The organism is Microbacterium sp. CR_7, assembly GCF_041954755.1.
Lineage (GTDB): Bacteria > Actinomycetota > Actinomycetes > Actinomycetales > Microbacteriaceae > Microbacterium.
Window position 1 is genome coordinate 369,201 of the sequence record NZ_JAVAYF010000003.1, and the last position, 18,018, is coordinate 387,218.

Below are 18,018 nucleotides of genomic sequence, written 5' to 3' on the forward strand. Positions count from 1 at the left end.
GACAAGTACGGTCATCCAGGTCACATACTGACGTTTCGGATACCATGGCGGCGACGGAAGGCGGACCGATGAGGGAGAAGACAGAACGCATCGTGCGCGAGTGGGGCGATGCCTGCGACGCCGAGATCTCGATCGCCGTGCTCGGCGGGGCGTGGAAGCCCAGCATCCTCAGCCTGCTCGGCGAGCACGAGGTGCTCCGATTCGGCGAGCTGAGCCGCCTGCTCGACGAGCCGACGGCGCGCGTGCTCACGCGCCAGCTGCGCGAACTCGAAGATGACGGGTTGATCACCCGCGAGGTGTACCGGCAGGTGCCTCCGAAGGTCGAGTACCGCCTCAGCGACCTCGGTCGCGGATCCATGCCCCTCGTCGACGCGCTCACAGCCTGGGGCGGGCAGTACGCAGCGACGCAGCGGGCCGCGCTGGCCACGGCATCCTCCTGACCGCGGCATCCTCCTCCCGAGATCAGGAACATGCACTCAGATCAGGAGGATGCTGTCGGCAGCGTCCTGATCTCGGGCGATGCTCCTGTTACGGGCGCCCGCGAAAGGAGGCGACACGCCGCCGATAGACTGGAAGGCATGTCCAAGGTCCTCCAGTCACTGCCCGTCGGCGAGCGCGTCGGCATCGCCTTCTCCGGAGGACTCGACACCTCCGTCGCCGTCGCCTGGATGCGCGACAAGGGCGCCGTGCCGTACACCTACACCGGCGACCTCGGTCAGTACGACGAGGACGACATCGAATCGATCCCAGGCCGCGCGCTCGAGTACGGCGCCGAGGCCTCGCGTCTGATCGACTGCAAGACCGCCCTGGTCGAGGAGGGCTTCGTCGCCCTCTCATGCGGCGCGTTCCACATCCGCTCCGGCGGCAAGACGTACTTCAACACCACGCCCCTCGGTCGCGCGGTCACCGGCACGCTGCTGGTGCGCGCCATGAAGGAGGACGGCGTCGACATCTGGGGCGACGGCTCCACCTACAAGGGCAACGACATCGAGCGGTTCTACCGCTACGGCCTGCTCGCCAACCCTCGCCTGCGCATCTACAAGCCGTGGCTCGACGCCGACTTCGTCACCGAGCTCGGCGGCCGCAAGGAGATGAGCGACTGGCTCGTCGCCCACGACTTCCCCTACCGCGACTCCGCCGAGAAGGCGTACTCGACCGACGCGAACATCTGGGGGGCGACGCACGAGGCGAAGACCCTCGAGCACCTCGACGTGTCGCTCGAGACCGTCGACCCGATCATGGGCGTGAAGTTCTGGGACCCCTCGGTCGCGATCGACGCCGAAGACGTCACGGTCACGTTCGAGGGCGGCCGCCCCGTCGCGATCAACGGCGTCGAGTTCTCCGACCCGGTGGCCCTGGTGCAGGAGGCGAACGCGATCGGCGGACGCCACGGCCTCGGCATGAGCGACCAGATCGAGAACCGCATCATCGAGGCGAAGTCGCGCGGCATCTACGAGGCGCCCGCGATGGCGCTGCTCTTCATCGCGTACGAGCGCCTCGTCAACGGCATCCTCAACGAGGACACGCTCGCCACCTACCACGAGCAGGGTCGCCGCCTCGGCCGACTCATGTACGAGGGCCGCTGGCTGGAGCCCCAGTCGCTCATGCTGCGCGAGTCGATCCAGCGCTGGGTCGGATCGACGATCTCGGGGTCGGTGACGATCCGTCTGCGCCGCGGCGACGACTGGACGATCCTCGACACCGTCTCGCCGAACCTGTCGTACGGGCCCGAGAAGCTGTCGATGGAGCGCGTCGGCGACGCCGCCTTCGGCCCGGTCGACCGCATCGGACAGCTCACGATGCGCAACCTCGACATCGCCGACTCGCGCGCCCGCCTCGAGCAGTACGCGGGCCTCGGCCTCGTCGGCGGCGCGACGGGCGAGCTCGTCGGACGCGTGACCGCCGGCGAATCCGCCGAGATCACCGGATCGGTCGAAGACATCGACGAGACGTTCGCGGATGCCGTCGACACGGCCTCCGAGGGTGCCGCGTTCGACTCCGGCACCGACTGACGGTTCCTGTCGGAGAGGGGCGGATGCTGCGGCATCCGCCCCCCCGTCTGCGTCTGCAGCCGGACACTGTGAGTTCTCCGAGTTATGTTGCACAACAGTGTGCAACATAACTAGCATGGAGGCATGACCACCCGTGCACCCCGCCGCGACTCGGTCGAGAACCGCGCCGGCATCCTCGACGCCGCCCGCGCGACGCTGGCGAACGACCCCCGTGCGTCGATCGACGTCATCGCCCGCAGCGCCGGTCTCTCGCGCCGCACCCTCTACGGCCACTTCGACGACCGCGACGCCCTGATCCGCGAGCTCATCTCGACCGGCGCGCAGCGCTTCAACGCGATCGCCGAGTCGGTGACCGACACCGACCCGCGCATCGCGCTCGCCCGGCTCGCCGCGCGCCTCTGGCGCGAAGCCTCGCACGTGCAGTTCGCCGCCGCGCTCGCGCTCGACGAGGCCCACGTCGAGCACACCGCCGCCGCACTCGCGCCACTGCGCCGCACGGTCGCCGCACTCGTGCAGCGCGGGCAGGACGAGGGCAGCTTCCGCACCGACATCGCCGCCCCGACGCTCGCGCGCCTCATCGAAGAGGTCGCCCGCACCGTCGTCTCACGCACCGACGCGAACAGCAGCGGGGCCGCGAACCTCGCCGTGCGTGCGCTGCTGAGCATCGCGGGACTCTCCTGGCGCGAAGCCGACGATCTTCTCGGCACGCACCCCGACATCATCGAGGCCGAGGAGGCCGACGCATGAGGATCACCCTGCACGAGGTCAGCAAGGGCCGCGGCGGCCAGGCGCTGCCGACGACCAGCCTCGAGTTCCACACCGGCGCCGTGCGGTTCGCCCTCGCCGAGACCGAGCAGCGCCCGACTGTGCTCGGCCTCATCGCCAGCGGTCGCATGCGGCCCGAGACAGGACGCGTGACCATCGACGGAGCGACGGACAACCGGATGCTGCGCCGCACCGTCGCGCTCGTCGACGCCCCCGACGTCAGCGACCCCCACCCCGACATCGCCCTCGCCGGCGTCGTCGGCGAGGAGCTCATGTTCGCGGGACTCGGCGCCACTCCGCTGCACGCCCGCCGCTGGCTGAACCAGCTCGGCTACGGCGAGCTCGCGTCCGTGCCGATCGGCAACGTCGACCCGGCGGCGCGCGTCCGCATCCTGTGCGAACTGGCGATACTGCGCGAGGGCACGCAGGCGATCGTGCTCGTGGCCCCCGACCGCCACGGCGGGAGCCCCGACGGCTGGTGGCGCATCGCCATGGAGTTCGCCGACCGCGGCTACGCCATGCTCGTGATCGTCGGCGGGTCGGCGGCCGTCGCCCTGGAGCGGATGCAGGAGTTCGACGCGGTCAACGCCTCCGGCCCCATCGAGCCGCTGACGCTCGACACGGATGCCGAGGAACCCGACGGGTCGTCGAGCGAGGACGGCGAAGCCGACCGAGACGAAAAGCGCCCCGACCCGACGACCGAGGCTCCCGACGGGCCATCGAGCGAGGACGGCGACGCCGACCGAGACGAAACGCGCCACGACACGCACGACGCCGAGCTCACGGCATCCGACACCGAGACCGAAGACGAGGAGGGCGCGCGATGAAGGTCCCCGCCATGATCGCCGCCGAACTGCGGCGGCTGACCGCCAGCAAGATGGGCATCATCGCGCTCGTCGCGCTCGTGTGCGTGCCGATCCTCTACGGCGGCCTGTACCTGTGGGCGAACCAGGATCCCTACGCGAAGTTCCCCGAGGTCCCGGTGGCACTCGTGGTCGACGACGAGGGCGCGCCGGCACCGACCACGGATGCCACGGAGCACACCGACGACACCGTCAACTACGGCGAGGATGTCGCCGACAATCTCATCGACGGCAATGCCTTCGACTGGCAGCGGATGTCGGAGGACGAGGCCGCGGAGGCGCTGCGCACCGGGTCCGTCGACTTCACCGTGACGATCCCCGCCGACTTCTCTGCTGCACTCACGTCGGCCGCCGGAGACGACCCGCACCAGGCGCGCATCGACCTCGAGACGAACGACGCGAACAACTACCTCGCGTCGTCGATGGGCACCCAGGCTGTGGAGAAGATTCGCAGCTCGGTGGCCGAGATGGTGGGCAGCGAAGCCGCGGAGCGCCTGCTCACCGGTCTCAGCGAGGTGCGAGACAACCTCGTCACCGCCGTCGACGGCGCGACTCAGCTCGCCGACGGGGCGACGACCGCGGCATCCGGCAGCGCCACGCTGGCTGACGGCACCTCGCAGCTCGCCTCGGGCACGGCGCAGCTCGCCTCCGGAGCGAGCACCCTCGCCGCCGGAGCTCAGCAGGTGAGCGACGGCAACCGTCAACTCGCGGACGTGGCCGACCGCGCCGGATCGATCGTGCAGCAGGCGACGAACGCCCTGCCGCAGGTGCGCTCCGACATCCAGACGCTGCTGGCCGACCAGGGCCTCACGCAGGACGAGATCGATCAGGTGCTGGGTGCCCTCGACCCGGTCGCGACCAGGTTGCAGGAGGGCAACACCACCGTGCAGACCGCCGTCGGCAAGGTCGATCAGCTCGCCGACGGCGCCGCAGCAGTGGCGTCGGGCGCGTCCCAGCTCGCGAGCGGCGCCAGCACGGCCGCGTCGGGTGCCGCGGCCGTGAACGACGGCGCCGTGCAGTTGCGCGACGGTCTCGCGACCCTCTCCGACGGCGCCGCCCAGCTGCGCGACGGGCTGGCCGACGGGGTCGCGCGCATTCCGGCATCCACCCCCGAGCTCCGCGAGAAGCAGGCCGACACGATCGCCGACCCGGTGAAGGTGTCCAGCGACAAGGTCGCGTCGGCCGAAGACTACGGCGCAGGTCTCGCGCCGTTCTTCGCCGCGCTGTCGGCCTGGATCGGCATCTACGCGCTGTTCCTCATCGTCAAGCCGATCTCGCGCCGAGCGGTCACCGCCCTGCACTCGCCGATCCGGGTGACGCTGGCCGGCTGGCTCACTCCGGCGATGCTGGGCGCCGTCCAGATGCTCGGCCTCATGGGCATCCTCGCGATCACCCTCGGGTTCACGTTCGACAATCCGATCGGCACCCTCGGGGTGCTGATGGCGGCGTCGGCGACGTTCGCCGCGATCATCCTCGCGCTGAACGTGTGGCTCGGATCCGTCGGCCAGTTCATGGGCCTCGTGCTCATGGTGCTGCAGCTCGTGACGGCCGGCGGCACGTTCCCGTGGCAGACGCTGCCCGCACCGCTCGCCGCTCTGCATCACGTTCTCCCTCTGGGGTACGTCGTCGACGCGATGCGTCAGCTCATGTACGGCGGCGATCTCTCCCGCGCCGGGTGGGATCTCGCGGTGCTCGGCATGTGGCTGGTCGGTGCGCTCGCTCTCGCGGCGCTCGGCGTGACGAGGATGACGCATCGACGGACGCTGCGAGACCTCCAGCCGAGCCTGATCGGCTGACACGGGAGGCGGGATTGCTTTTCGAATCGCTTGACTTGCAACCGCGACCGCCGTGGAGTTGCCAGTCAGGCGATTCGAGAGCGTCCGGTGCGGCTAGGATTCGAGGATGCGTCCGTGGGACGCGCTCTGGGACTCTCTGGGACTGAGTCCCGTCGAGCCACCCGAGAGAGTTTTCGATGATGACAACTGATCAGGCTGCTGTCGTGGAGCCTGCGCGCCGCTCGTGGGGAGTGCGGCTGGGCAGGATCGCGTTCCTCGTGGTCGCGGCGATCGTGGTGATCGCCGTCGCCGCCGCGTTCTTCGTGACCTGGACCATCCAGCGGTCCTTCCCGCAGACCGAGGGCGAACTGCGCCTCGACGGACTGCAGGCCGAGGTGACGGTGCAGCGCGATGCGAGCGGCGTGCCGACGATCGCGGCCGATTCCTCGCACGACCTCTTCTTCGCGCAGGGCTTCGTGCACGCGCAGGACCGCTTCTTCGAGATGGACTTCCGCCGCCACGTCACGGCCGGACGGGTCGCCGAGATGTTCGGCGAGTCGCAGGCGGGCATCGACGCGTTCCTACGCACCCTCGGGTGGCGCAAGGTCGCGGAGGAGGAGGTCGCCCAGATGGACGACGTCACTCGGGGCTACTACGAGTCGTACGCCGACGGCGTCAACGCGTACCTCTCCTCCCGCTCGGGCTCCGAACTGTCGCTGGAGTATGCAGTCCTCGGCATACAGAACCCCGACTACACCCCCGAGCCGTGGGAGCCCGCCGACTCCGTCGCGTGGTTGAAGGCGATGGCCTGGGATCTGCGCGGCAACATCGAGGACGAGACCGAGCGGGCGCTGCTCGCCTCCCGGCTGGCCGAGGGAGGAGCGGGTGCTGCGGAGCTCGACGCCACGCTCGACCAGTTGTACCCGCGGTACCCCTTCGACGAGAACCCCGTGATCGTGCCGACCATCTCCACGGTGCCTGCCCTCGACACGGGTGCCGAGCCTGCGGCGTTCTCGACCTCACCCGCCGACCCCGAGCTGCGGCAGGCCGTCACGACCGTCGACTGGACCGAGGCATCCGACGTCATCGAAGCGGCGAGCCTGCTCGTGGGCGACGTGGGAGAGGGCATCGGCTCGAACTCGTGGGTCGTCTCCGGCGACCTCACCGAGAGCGGGATGCCGCTGCTCGCCAACGATCCCCACCTCGGCGCCTCGCTGCCCTCGGTCTGGTACCAGGTGCAGTTGCGTTGCTCCGACGTCACCGACGAGTGCCCGTTCGACGTCGGCGGCTTCTCGTTCTCCGGACTCCCCGGCATCGTGATCGGCCACAACCAGCACGTGGCCTGGGGCTTCACCAACCTGACGACCGACGTCACCGACCTGTACGTCGAGCGCATCGAGGGCGACCAGTACTGGCGCGACGGTGCTCTCGTGCCCCTCGAGGAACGCACCGAGACGATCCGTGTCGCGGGCGGCGACGACATCGAGCTCACGATCCGATCGACCGGGCACGGGCCGATCATCTCCGGACTCGTCGACGACTTCACGGTTCTCGCCGACGACCCGGGTCCCGGGCTCTCGGCCGGCGGCGCGACGGCATCCGCTCCTCCGGGCGACGACGCCGAGTACGCCGTGAGCCTCCGCTGGACGGCGCTCGACCCCGGAACCACCGGTACGGCGATCTTCGCCCTGTCGACGGCGCAGGACTTCGACGACTTCCGCGTCGCGGCATCGCTGTTCGACGTCCCCGCGCAGAACCTCATCTACGCCGACACCGAGGGGAACATCGGCTACCAGACGCCCGGCCGCCTCCCGGTCCGCGGCGCCGGCGACGGATGGATGCCGCAGCCCGGGTGGGATAGCGCGTACGACTGGACGGGCTTCATCCCGTTCGAGGAGCTCCCTGTCTCGTACAACCCGGCATCCGGGTACATCGTCACGGCCAACAACGCGATCGTCGCCGACGACTACCGCTACTTCCTCTCGCGCGACTGGGACTACGGCTACCGCGCCGCGCGCATCGCGTACCTCATCGAACGTCGCGCGGCGGCCGGTCCGCTCACCGCTCAGGACATGCGCGACATCCAGATGGACAGCGAGATGTGGATCGGCAAGCGCCTCACCAGGGCGATGGACGACATCGAGGTGGACGGTGCGGGTACGAAGGATGCCGTCGATCTCCTCCGCGACTGGGACGCGCAGAACGAGGCGGACTCGGCAGCCGCCGCCTACGCGAACGTGCTCTGGTCGAACCTCGTGCAGAACCTCTTCGTGGAGCGCGACGAACCGCTTCCCGCCGACGGCCAGGGCCGCCTCTTCACGGTCGTGGGCGCACTGCTCGACGATCCGTCCGACCCGCTGTGGACCAACCCCGCGATCGACGTCGATGGGCGGGACGAGATGCTCGCGCTGTCGGCCGAGGAGGCCTACGACGAGCTGTCGGCCCTGCAGGGCGCCGATGTCGACGCCTGGAACTGGGGAGACCTGCACGCGATCACGCTCACCAGCGACACTCTCGGGTCATCGGGCATCGCTCCTATCGAGGCGCTCTTCAACCGGGGCCCGTACGCCGTGAGCGGTGGCGCGTCGGTCGTGAACGCCACCGGCTGGCAACTGGGCGAGTCGTACGCCACGACGACGGTGCCGTCGATGCGCATGGTCGTCGACCTGTCGGACTTCGACGCCTCGACGTGGATCCACCTCACGGGCGCGTCCGGCCACGCGTTCGACGAGCACTACACCGACCAGACCGCCGACTGGGCCGCGGGAGTGCAGCGCCCCTGGGCCTTCTCGCCCGAGGCGGTGGATGCCGCGGCGCAGCGCACGCTCGTCCTGACGCCCGCGGGGTAAGGCGGGCCCGGTCAGACGGATGCCGCGGCGCGGCGCGCGATGGCCCAGATGCCGACCGCGGCGGCGAGGAAGATCGCGGCGAGCATCGCCCACCCGGTCGGGCCGTAGGTGATGGCGGTCGCGTTGACGACGATCGGCGAGGCGAGCGCTCCCAGCGAGAACCCCATGCCGAACACCCCCTGATAGGCCCCGGCGCGCTGCGGGTCCGCGAGTTCGAAGCTCAGCCCCCACGCCCCCGCCTGCGACAGGATCTCGCCGAACGTGTGCGCCACCATCCCGAACACGAGCAGCGCGATCGCGACCCAGGCGGGCAGTCCCGCAGCGAGCGCGTAGATCATGCAGGCGGCGACCATGAGCCATCCCGCGATCATCGTCACGCGGCCGGCGACGCGGAGATCGTGGGTGCCGCGCGACGCCCGCACCTGGAACAGCACCACGAGGGCGGTGTTGACGATCAGCAGCGCCGACACCGTGACCTCCGGCGCCGCGGTGTATTCGGTGATCCAGAGCGGGATGCCGAACTCCGCCACTCCGAACTGCATGCCGAACACGGCCGACAGCACGGTCAGCAGCAGGTAGCGCGAGTCGCGCCACGGCGAGCGGCGGTTCCAGTCGCGGCGCGCCGCGGCCGCGGCATCCGTGTCGATCGATCCGGTCTCGGTGCGCACCTCGTGCGTCTCGCGGCGCGGTGCATCGACGGCGGCGGTGAGGCGGAGGAGGGGCAGGGAGCCGAGCGCGCAGAGCAGGCCGCCGCTGGCGATGACGACGCGATAGGCCTCAGGCGTGCCGAGTGCGAGGGCGACGGCGCCGAGGCCCGAACCCGCCGCGATCGAGACGTTGGTCACGGTGCGCAGCACGGCCCTGGCATGCACCCGGCGGTCGGGCGCGAAGCCGCGGGCGATGATGGCCGACCTCGAGGAGTGGCCCATGGAGTCGAAGAAGCCACTGAGGCTCGCGAGCACGAGCGCCGACACGAAGTCCCCCGTGAACGCGTAGGCGGCGAGCATCAGCCCGCTCACCACCTCGAAGGTGAAGGACAGCCGCCGTGCGCTCCATCGATCGGAGAGCCACCCGCCGAGGAGCGAGCCGAGCACTCCGCACCCGCTCGAGACCGCGAGCACCACCGCCGCCTGCGCGGCCGAGAGTCCGATGATCTGGGTGAAGAACAGCACCGTGACCGCGAAGAACACTCCGCGTCCGACCCGTGACACCGCGGTGGCCGCGACGAGAGCGCGCAGCACGGGATCGCTCATGCTCGAGGCGAGGCGCGCGAAGAAGCGCGTGGGCGTCACCGCCGGTCCCGCCTCCGGCACGGTCGTCGTCTCGGGGTCGGGGCCTGGCGAAGTCACCCTCCATCCTCACACGAGGCTCGGACACCGCCGTGCACACGCTAGTTTCGCCGGGCGGCTACGGCTCGATTACCGTTGTCGGGTGGCATCCAGTTACCTCGCACCGAAGGGCACGCCGGTCACGCTGCTCGAGTTCGAGCACGGCGGGGCGACGCTCCTCGCCGAGTCGTTCGGCGAGGGCGGCCCGACCTTCCTGCTGCTGCACGGCATCGGCATGGGCCGCAGCGTGTACCTCGACGTCGTGCAGCGGCTGCGCGGACGCGTGGTGGCGCTCGACCTCCCCGGATTCGGCGAGGCGCCCGAACCCGACCGCACGCTCACCATGGAGCGGCACGCCGACCTCATCGCCGCCTATCTGCGCCACGTCGGCGAGGAGCCGGTGGTCGTGATCGGCCATTCGATGGGCAGCCAGATCGCGGCCGAGCTCGCCGCCCGACATCCGTCTCTCGTGGCGGGCGTCGTGCTCGCCGGACCGACCGTGAACAAGGCCGCGCGCAACGTCGCCGCCCAGGCGCGCTATCTGCTCACCGATCTCGTGGGCGAACGACCGCTCGTCATCTGGCGCGGAGCCCGTGAATACCTGCGCGGCGGCCCGCACCTGATCCGCAAGATCCGTGCCACGGTCGTGCACGAGCCCGAAGACGCCTACGCGCGGATCGACCGTCCGGTGCTCGTGCTGCGCGGCGAGGACGACCCGCTCGCCCCCATGAGCTGGTGCCGCGAGATCATCGACGCGATCCCGGGGGCGGACCTGCAGGTCATCCCCGACCACGGGCACGGCACGCTCATCAGCGACTCCGAGCCGGCCGCCGAGCTCATCCAGAGCTTCGCCGACCGTCTCTGATCAGGGGTATCCCTTGAATCGCGTGTGCTCTGCGGCGAGCTCGTCGACGGCGCGCGTGAGCGCGGGATCGACAGCGAAGCCGTCATCCGCCGGTGCCTTCCGGGGCGCGTCACGATACAGCACGACGAACCACACGGCCGCGGCCACGGTGCCGATGAGCAGGAACATTTCCATGGGGCGAGCGTAGCGCCGGTCCGGCGGACCTGTCGAGATCCGAGGGGACGTCCGAAATTCGGGCGGCGTCAGCCCGCGGCGGGCGGCGTCTGCTTCGACTCGGCCAACTCGTCGACGACGAGGCTGCGCTCGTCGGTGGTGCCGTTGCGGTACGCCTGGCGCCCGACCATGTGGGCAGACAGCGGAGCGGTCGCGAACTGCATGAGCACGATCGGCGCGACGAGCAGGAGCCCGACGAGGATGCTGCCGACGGAGCCCATCGACACCGCGATCGAGAGGCAGATCAGCGCGAGCCCGAGCACCTGCGGCTTGGTCGCCGCGTGCAGACGCGACGGCACGTCGCGGAACCGCAGCAGCCCGACCGCGGCCGACAGGCACAGCACCGCGCCGAGCAGGATCAGCACCAGCACCGTCACGTCGACGACGCCCTTCGGGAGCGCGAGTTCGAAGACGTTCATGGCGTCGTGTTGTCCCTTCTCGCGACGAACCGGGCGACCGAGATCGATCCGAAGACGCCGACCGCGGCGATGATCAGCATCACGGGGATCGTGCGGGTGTGCCCGTTGATCGCCATCTCGGCGCCGAGCACGCACATCACCTCGGTGAGGAGCACGTCCGACGCGACGGCGCGGTCGAGGATCGACGGACCGCGCACGATCCGGACGATCGTGAGGATCGCCGCGACGCCGAACACGACCATGACGACCAGGAGCAGGATGTTCATCGGGCACCGCCCTTCGCCGCGCGCTCGTCGGCCTTGAGGGCACGGTACTGCGAGGGCGCGCCGAGCGCACGCACGATGCGGCGCTCCCATCGGAGCACGCCCTCGCGCTGCTTCTCGACATCGTCGGCCGACCGCACGCCGATCACGTGCAGGTACAGGATGCGCCGGTCGCGGTCCGCCTCGACGATCAGCGATCCGGGGATCAGCGACGACACCACGGAGACGTGCGTCATCATCAGATCGTCGGCGTATCGCAGCGGCACCGCGATGATCGCGGCCCCCGGCTGACGGCGGAAGTCGAACACCTGCGCCGTCACCGCGAGCGCTCCCCGGATCATCGCCGCCAGGAACTGCACGACGAACAGCGCGCCGTACCAGAGATTGATGCGGCCGGACAGCTCGACGGTCGGCAGTCGGAAGACGCGCGTGACGAACACGGCGACGATCAGACCGGAGAGAAACGCCAGCACCGTGAACTGGCTCCACAGCAGCATCCAGAGCACGACCAGCCACGCGAGGAACGGCAGCTGCACGCCGATGTCGCGCCAGATGTGGCGCCCGGTCTCCTTGCTCATCCCTCCACCTCGCCTTCCAGCTGCACGAGGTTGACGGGCTCGAGCAGCACGGCGCCGATTCGATCGCACAGCGCGTAGAGGGGTCCGGCGAAGACGGTCAGCGCGACGGTGACGCCGACCATGCCGGCGGTGGCGACGGTCATGATCTTCGGGATGCGGCGACGCTCCTGCTGCTCGTCGGCGGCGGGTGCGTTCCCGAGGTACGAGATGCGGCCCTCGGTCTCGGCGGAGTCCTCCTCCTCACGCCAGAACGCGAGGTTCCAGGCGCGCATGAGGGCGTACAGCGTGAGGAGCGAGGTGACGATGCCGCCGACGATCAGCACGATCATCAGGGGCGTGCCCACCGAGGCGGCCGCCTCGAACAGCGCGAACTTGCCGATGAATCCCGAGAAGGGCGGGAGCCCGCCGAGGTTGATCGCGGGGATGAAGTAGAGCACGGCGATCACCGGCGCGACCTTGAGCAGGCCCTTCACCCGCAGGATCGACGTGCTCCCCGCGCGGCGCTCGATGAGGCCGACCGCGAGGAACAGGGTCGTCTGCACGACGATGTGGTGGACGATGTAGTACACCGTCGCCCCGATCGCCGCGGGCGTCGCGATCGCGAGACCGAAGATCATGTAGCCGACGTGGCTGACGAGCGTGAACGACAGGATGCGTTTCAGCTCGGCCTGCGCGACCGCGCCGAGCACGCCCACGATCATCGTCGCCAGAGCGATGATGAGCAGCAGCGTGTCGATGCTGTTCTCGGCGAAGAGCTGCGTCTCGGTGCGGATGAGCGCGTACACGCCGACCTTCGTGAGCAACCCGGCGAAGACGGCGGTGACGGGCGCCGGTGCGGTCGGGTAGGAGTCGGGCAGCCAGAACGACACCGGGAAGATGGCCGCCTTGATGCCGAACGCCACGACGAGCATGAGGTGCAGCACGAGCTGCGTCTCCTGCGGCAGCTCGGTCATCCGCTCGGCGATCTGCGCCATGTTCACGGTTCCGAGCGCGCCGTAGATCATCGCGATCGACGCGAGGAAGAGGATCGACGACACGAGCGAGACGACGATGTACACGGCGCCGGTGCGGATGCGCGACTCGGTGCTGCCGAGCGTGATGAGCACGTACGACGCGACGAGCAGGATCTCGAAGCCGACGTAGAGGTTGAACAGGTCGCCCGCGATGAAGGCGTTGAAGATGCCGGCCGCGAGGATCAGATACGAGGGGTTGAAGATCGAGATCGGGGTCTCGTCCGTGCCGTCGGCCGCCCCCTGACCGATCGAGAAGAGGAGGACCGCGAGCAGCACGATGCTCGAGACGAGCACGAGCAGCGCCGCGAGCCGGTCGACGTAGAGCACGATGCCGAACGGCACCGGCCACCCGCCCACCGAGACGGCGAGCGGCGACCCGGCATCCACCACCACGAGCAGCACGGCGGCGATCACCGAGACGATCGCGAGCGTCGCCACCGTGACGAACACCTGCAGGCGCGCGTTGCGGCCGAACACGAGCGTGACCGCGGCGCCCAGCAGCGGCAGGGCGACGAGGAGGGGGACGAGTGCGCTCATCGGCGGTCCTCCCCGTCTTCTCGGTGCTCGGGTGCGTTGTCGTCGGATGCGGTGTCGGATGCCGTGTCGCGCGCCGCATCCGCGGCATCCGTCTCGTGGGCGTCGGACGCGTGCGTGTCGGCGTCGGTGCGGAAGTCGGACGGGCCGTCCGCGTCGTCGGGGGGAGCCGATTCGTCGGTCATGACGGATGCTGCAGCACCGGCGTCGTGCGCTGCGTCTGCGTCGGCGTCCTGAGCGTCGGCGCGGCCGTCTGCGTCGCGGTCCTCCGGCGACCAGGAGCTCGGCCGGTCGACCGGGGCGTCGTCGTGGATCGCCGCGTTGTCGCGCATGTGCAGCACGGTGATCGGCGAGGTCTGCACGCCGACGAAGTCGGTGGTCGCGTCGTCGTCGTCGATCTCGGACTCGTCGTCCATGAGGTCTTCGTCGGCGTCGGTGCGCTCGCGGAGCGCGATGTCGGCCTCGTCGTCCTCGACCGTGTCGGCCTGGCCGAGCTGCCAGGAGCGGTAGATGAGGGCGAGCAGGAAGGCCGAGACGGCGAAGGTGATGACGATCGCGGTGAGGGTGAGCGCCTGCGGGAGAGGGTCGCTCACGTCGCCGTCGGCGTCGTAGAACGGCGCGCGTCCGGGGACTCCCATGACGATCAGCAGCAGCAGGTTCGTGGCGTTGCCCAGGAGCAGGAAGCCGATGAGCACGCGGGTGAGGCTGCGCTCGAGCATCGCGTACACGCCGCATGCGAACAGCACGGCCATGATGGCGATGAGGGTGACGGAGACGTCCATCAGATCGTCACCCCCCGATCGCGCAGCTCCTGGGTCTGCCGGTCGACCTCGGCGCCGAGGCTGCGCAGCACGTCGAGCACGAGCCCGATCACGACGAGGTACACGCCCACGTCGAAGATCGTCGATGTGACGAACTCCATGTGGCCGATGCCGGGGATCTCCCACTCCCAGAACGTGCTGGTGAGCGGGGCCTGGCCGAAGAACAGGGGCACGACGGCCGCACCGACCGCGAGGATGAGTCCGGCGCCGAGCAGACGGCCCGCATCCGTCGGGGCAGCCGCACCGAGCTCCCAGCGCCCACCCGCGATGTAGCGCATGACGAGCGCCATGCCGGCGACGAGACCGCCGGCGAAGCCGCCGCCAGGGAGGTTGTGGCCGGCGAACAGCAGGAAGATCGACACGACGATGATCGTGTGGAACAGGATGCGGACGACCACCTCGAGCAGGATCGACCTGTTCTCGGGCTTCATCTTCGGGCCGCCGACGAGCCAGGCCCGCGGGCTGCTCTCGTTCTCGGCGGTCTGGAACCGGATGCCTTCGGTGGTCTCGACCAGCGGCCGGCTGAGCGTGCGGCGGCGCTTCGCCTTCGGCAGCGTCTTGGTGGAGGCGAGCATGTCGGCCCGGTGCGTGACGAACACCAGCGACGCGACGCCGGTCGCGGCGAGCACGAGCACCGAGAGCTCGCCCATCGTGTCCCAGCCGCGGAGGTCGACCAGTGCGACGTTGACGACGTTCTTGCCATGGCCGATCTCATAGGCCAGCTTCGGGAACGCTTCGGAGATCGGTTCAGCGACCCGTGACTGCGTCGCGACGATCGCGACCCAGGCCATGGTCAGGCCCGTTCCGATCGCGAGCAGCGCGCGCGGGACGCGGCCGACCGAGGCGTTGTGCTCGCCGAGACGTGCGGGCAGCCGGCGCAGCACGAGCGCGAACGTCACGAGCGTGACGGTCTCGACGAGGATCTGCGTGAGCGCGAGATCGGGGGCGCCGCTCGTCGCGAAGAGCACGACCATGCCGAGACCGGTGACCGAGACGAGCACGACGCCCGTGTAGCGCTTGCGCGCCCTTACGGCGATCACGCCGGCGACGGCCATGAGCGGGGCGACGACGATCTGCACGGGCGTGTGCCAGGCGGAGAGCTGGAACCGGTCGACGTCGCTCGCGAGCAGCGCGGTGATCTCGGCGGCGACGAACACCACGAAGATCGTGCCGACGTACACCGGCAGCGAACCGCGCTGCGTGAGGGTCGTGCTGAGCACGGACAGGCGGTCGACGCCGCGCACCACGAGGTAGTACGCGTCGGCCGCGGTGAACGGCAGCAGACGGGACCTGCGGTCCCAGCCGGAGCGCACCGTGAGCAGGAAGAGCGCCGCGCCGAGCAGCACCGTGAGGATCGAGATGCCGAGCGCGGGCTCCAGCCCGTGCCATAGCGCGAGGTGCCCCGGCCCCTCGACCGCTTCGCCCGCATGGTCGAGACCCGGGGTCGCGGTGAGCGCGTACCCCTGCAGGGCCTTGTCGATCGCGGGTGCGCCGATGCCGGCGGCCAGCGTGACGCCGGCGAGGATGATCGGTGCCGACAGGAAGCCCACGGGCGGGTCGGGCCAGACGGTGTCCGGGATGCGGTCGCCCATCGCGTCGCGCTTGCTCCAGAACGCACCCCAGAGGAAGCGGATGCCGTATGCCGCTGTCAGCATGGAACCGAGGCTCACGCCGATGATGGCGACGAGACCCCAGGGAGAGCCGCCGATCGCGTCGTCGAGCAAGGCCGTGAGCGTCGACTCCTTCGCCACGAATCCGATCGTGGGCGCGATGCCCGCCATCGAGGCGACCGAGATGAATGCCGCAGTCGCCATGACCGGCGCCTGGCGGCCGACGCCGCTGAGTTCGGTGATGTCACGGGTCGACAGCTGCCGGTCGATCACGCCGACGATGAGGAACAGCGCCGACTTGAACAGCGCGTGACCGATGACCAGGGCGAGGCCCGCGAGCGCGCTGGCCTGCGTGCCGTAGCCCACCACGACGGCGAAGAAACCGAGCTGGCTCACGGTGCCGAACGCGAGGATGCGCTTGAGGTCGGTCTCGCGCAGCGCCTGGAAGCCGCCGAGCAGCATGGTCACGATGCCGAGCGAGATGATGATCGGCCGCCACGGCCCGCTGAACGCGAAGATGGGCGCGAACCGGGCGATGAGGTAGATGCCGGCCTTCACCATCGCGGCCGCGTGCAGGTAGGCGCTCACGGGAGTAGGCGCGGCCATGGCGCCGGGCAGCCAGAAGTGGAACGGGAAGATCGCCGACTTGCTGACGGCGCCGACGAGCAGCATGACGATCGCGGCATCCACCATCGGACCCGTCGGCGCGAGCTCGAGGATCTCGCGGATGCTGCCCGTTCCCGCGTCGACGACGAGGACCACGACGCCGATGAACATCACGAGTCCGCCGAGCGTCGTCACGAGCAGCGCCTGCAGGGCCGCGCGACGGCTGGCGGCGCGACGGCGGTAATGGCCGATGAGGAGGTACGACAGGATGCTCGTGACCTCCCAGAACATGACGAGCATGACGAGGTCGTCGGTGAGCACCAGGCCGTACATCGCTCCGGCGAACGCGAGCAGCACCGCCGAGAACTGTCCGATGCCCGCCGAGTCGTCGTGGAAATACCACCGGCAGTACAGCAGCACGAGGGCGCCGACACCGGTGACGATGAGGGTGAGCACCCACCCCAGCACGTCCATGTGCATCGACATGTTCAGCCCGAGTTGGGGGATCCACGGCACGGACACGAACGGCGCCGGACCGTCGAGCACCTGCGGCGTGAGCACGAGCGCGTGGACGAATGCCGCTGCGGGAATGAGTGCGGCGACCGCGAAGGCCTGAGCCCCCAGCCAGCGCACCAGAACGGGCATCAGAAGCGACCCGAGGAGGAACACAGCGAGGAGCGTCAGCATAAGCGGCTCCTCAAAGCTCGTCGGCCGAGATCGGCACAGGCGGGCGGGTGTCGCTGACCAGTTTACCCGGCGTTAGGAAGTCGTAAGGCCGCGGGTCTCGGATTGCTCCGCTTCGGAGTTCCGAGCGAGAGCGGGACCGAGCCTCTCGTAGGACTGCGCGATGTGCGCGCGCATCGCCTCGGCCGCGGCATCCGCGTCGCGCCGGCGGAGCGCCTCGAGGATGCGCTCGTGCTCTCTGACCGTGTCGTCTTCGAAGTCGTGACGGAAGTTCAGCCGATAGAGGTGCATGTGCGAGCGCAGCCGCACGATGGCCTCGGCCAGCAGCGGGCTGTCGGCGTGCTCGGCGATGAGGTGGTGGAAATGCAGATCCTCGTCGATGAATCGGCGGTAGCTGCGGAACCGCTCGTCCTCGTCGGGGTCGGATGCCGCGCGCATCTGCTCGACCGACTCGGAGAGCTCCGCCTCGGTGTCGTCGTCGATACGCCCGGACGCGCGCCTCGCGGCCTCGGGTTCGAGGAGCTCGCGCATGTCGTAGAGGTCCCTGAGCCCTCGAGCGTCGAGCAGCGGAGCGGCGACGTATCCCTTGAGCGCGCGCTTCGCGACGAGCCCCTCCGCCTCGAGCCGCGTGAGAGCCTCCCGCACGGGGGTGGGCGATACGTCGAGATCGCGGGCGACGGCATCGATGTTGACGCGGGCGCCCGGATCGATCACGCGGTCCATGAGCAGTCCGAGCACGGCGTCGTAGACGTCGTCGACGAGGGCACGCCGCGCAGGGAGCGGTCGCGGTCCGCGGGCCTCGTCGTCGCTGAACATGAGT

At 69.7% G+C, this 18,018-nt stretch carries 15 protein-coding genes and 1 pseudogene; 7 read left to right on the top strand and 9 right to left on the bottom strand.

Translation table 11 applies throughout. The features are described 5' to 3' along the window. Positions 1-68 precede the first annotated feature (68 nt). The 6 genes from RAC81_RS07925 to RAC81_RS07950 all read left to right on the top strand — a co-directional run bounded on the left by RAC81_RS07925 (position 69) and on the right by RAC81_RS07950 (position 8,264). A complete protein-coding gene (locus tag RAC81_RS07925; protein WP_375081854.1) occupies positions 69-440 on the top strand; it encodes a winged helix-turn-helix transcriptional regulator in 372 nt (123 codons plus the stop codon). Between the two features lie 138 nt (positions 441-578). Continuing rightward, a complete protein-coding gene (argG, locus tag RAC81_RS07930) occupies positions 579-2,012 on the top strand; it encodes an argininosuccinate synthase (protein ID WP_375081855.1) in 1,434 nt (477 codons plus the stop codon). Between the two features lie 123 nt (positions 2,013-2,135). After that, on the top strand, positions 2,136-2,759 hold the full coding sequence (locus RAC81_RS07935) for a TetR/AcrR family transcriptional regulator (protein ID WP_375081856.1): 624 nt from the start codon (positions 2,136-2,138) through the stop codon (positions 2,757-2,759). Beyond that, a complete protein-coding gene (locus tag RAC81_RS07940) occupies positions 2,756-3,604 on the top strand; it encodes a hypothetical protein (protein WP_375081857.1) in 849 nt (282 codons plus the stop codon). The genes RAC81_RS07935 and RAC81_RS07940 overlap by 4 nt, the downstream gene beginning before the upstream one ends. Next, entirely contained in the window at positions 3,601-5,436 is a 1,836-nt protein-coding gene (locus tag RAC81_RS07945; RefSeq protein ID WP_375081858.1) for a YhgE/Pip family protein, read from the top strand. Before RAC81_RS07940 ends, RAC81_RS07945 begins: the two co-directional genes overlap by 4 nt. 179 nt (positions 5,437-5,615) lie before the next feature. Then, positions 5,616-8,264 (top strand): penicillin acylase family protein, encoded by a 2,649-nt coding sequence (locus RAC81_RS07950; RefSeq protein ID WP_375081859.1) that lies wholly within the window; start codon positions 5,616-5,618, stop codon positions 8,262-8,264. 11 nt (positions 8,265-8,275) lie between these two features. Here the strand turns inward: RAC81_RS07950 and RAC81_RS07955 are convergent, their stop codons facing one another. Next, the gene (locus RAC81_RS07955) at positions 8,276-9,613 is read right to left on the bottom strand and encodes an MFS transporter (protein ID WP_375081860.1); all 1,338 of its coding nucleotides are present in this window, start codon (positions 9,611-9,613) and stop codon (positions 8,276-8,278) included. An 82-nt stretch (positions 9,614-9,695) separates the two neighbouring features. Here RAC81_RS07955 and RAC81_RS07960 point away from each other — a divergent pair, with 82 nt between their 5' ends. Next, positions 9,696-10,457 (top strand): alpha/beta fold hydrolase, encoded by a 762-nt coding sequence (locus RAC81_RS07960; RefSeq protein ID WP_375081861.1) that lies wholly within the window; start codon positions 9,696-9,698, stop codon positions 10,455-10,457. Here the strand turns inward: RAC81_RS07960 and RAC81_RS07965 are convergent, their stop codons facing one another. From RAC81_RS07965 to RAC81_RS08000, 8 genes and pseudogenes are all read right to left on the bottom strand, one after another. Beyond that, on the bottom strand, positions 10,458-10,631 hold the full coding sequence (locus RAC81_RS07965) for a hypothetical protein (RefSeq protein ID WP_375081862.1): 174 nt from the start codon (positions 10,629-10,631) through the stop codon (positions 10,458-10,460). A 68-nt stretch (positions 10,632-10,699) separates the two neighbouring features. Then, a complete protein-coding gene (gene mnhG / locus RAC81_RS07970; RefSeq protein ID WP_375081863.1) occupies positions 10,700-11,089 on the bottom strand; it encodes a monovalent cation/H(+) antiporter subunit G in 390 nt (129 codons plus the stop codon). Continuing rightward, complete coding sequence (locus RAC81_RS07975; RefSeq protein WP_251584885.1) at positions 11,086-11,355, bottom strand: monovalent cation/H+ antiporter complex subunit F; 270 nt, start codon at positions 11,353-11,355, stop codon at positions 11,086-11,088. The genes mnhG and RAC81_RS07975 overlap by 4 nt, the downstream gene beginning before the upstream one ends. Then, entirely contained in the window at positions 11,352-11,930 is a 579-nt protein-coding gene (locus RAC81_RS07980; protein WP_375081864.1) for a Na+/H+ antiporter subunit E, read from the bottom strand. Before RAC81_RS07980 ends, RAC81_RS07975 begins: the two co-directional genes overlap by 4 nt. After that, a complete protein-coding gene (locus RAC81_RS07985; protein ID WP_096714095.1) occupies positions 11,927-13,480 on the bottom strand; it encodes a Na+/H+ antiporter subunit D in 1,554 nt (517 codons plus the stop codon). The genes RAC81_RS07980 and RAC81_RS07985 overlap by 4 nt, the downstream gene beginning before the upstream one ends. Before the next feature lie 254 nt (positions 13,481-13,734). Next, a pseudogene (locus RAC81_RS07990) lies at positions 13,735-14,259 on the bottom strand (Na(+)/H(+) antiporter subunit C); the annotation flags it as partial. Next, a complete protein-coding gene (locus RAC81_RS07995) occupies positions 14,259-17,201 on the bottom strand; it encodes a Na+/H+ antiporter subunit A (RefSeq protein ID WP_375081865.1) in 2,943 nt (980 codons plus the stop codon). The pseudogene RAC81_RS07990 and the gene RAC81_RS07995, both read right to left, overlap by 1 nt. 72 nt (positions 17,202-17,273) lie before the next feature. Beyond that, positions 17,274-18,014 (bottom strand): GntR family transcriptional regulator, encoded by a 741-nt coding sequence (locus RAC81_RS08000; protein WP_375081866.1) that lies wholly within the window; start codon positions 18,012-18,014, stop codon positions 17,274-17,276. Between the last annotated feature and the right edge of the window lie 4 nt (positions 18,015-18,018).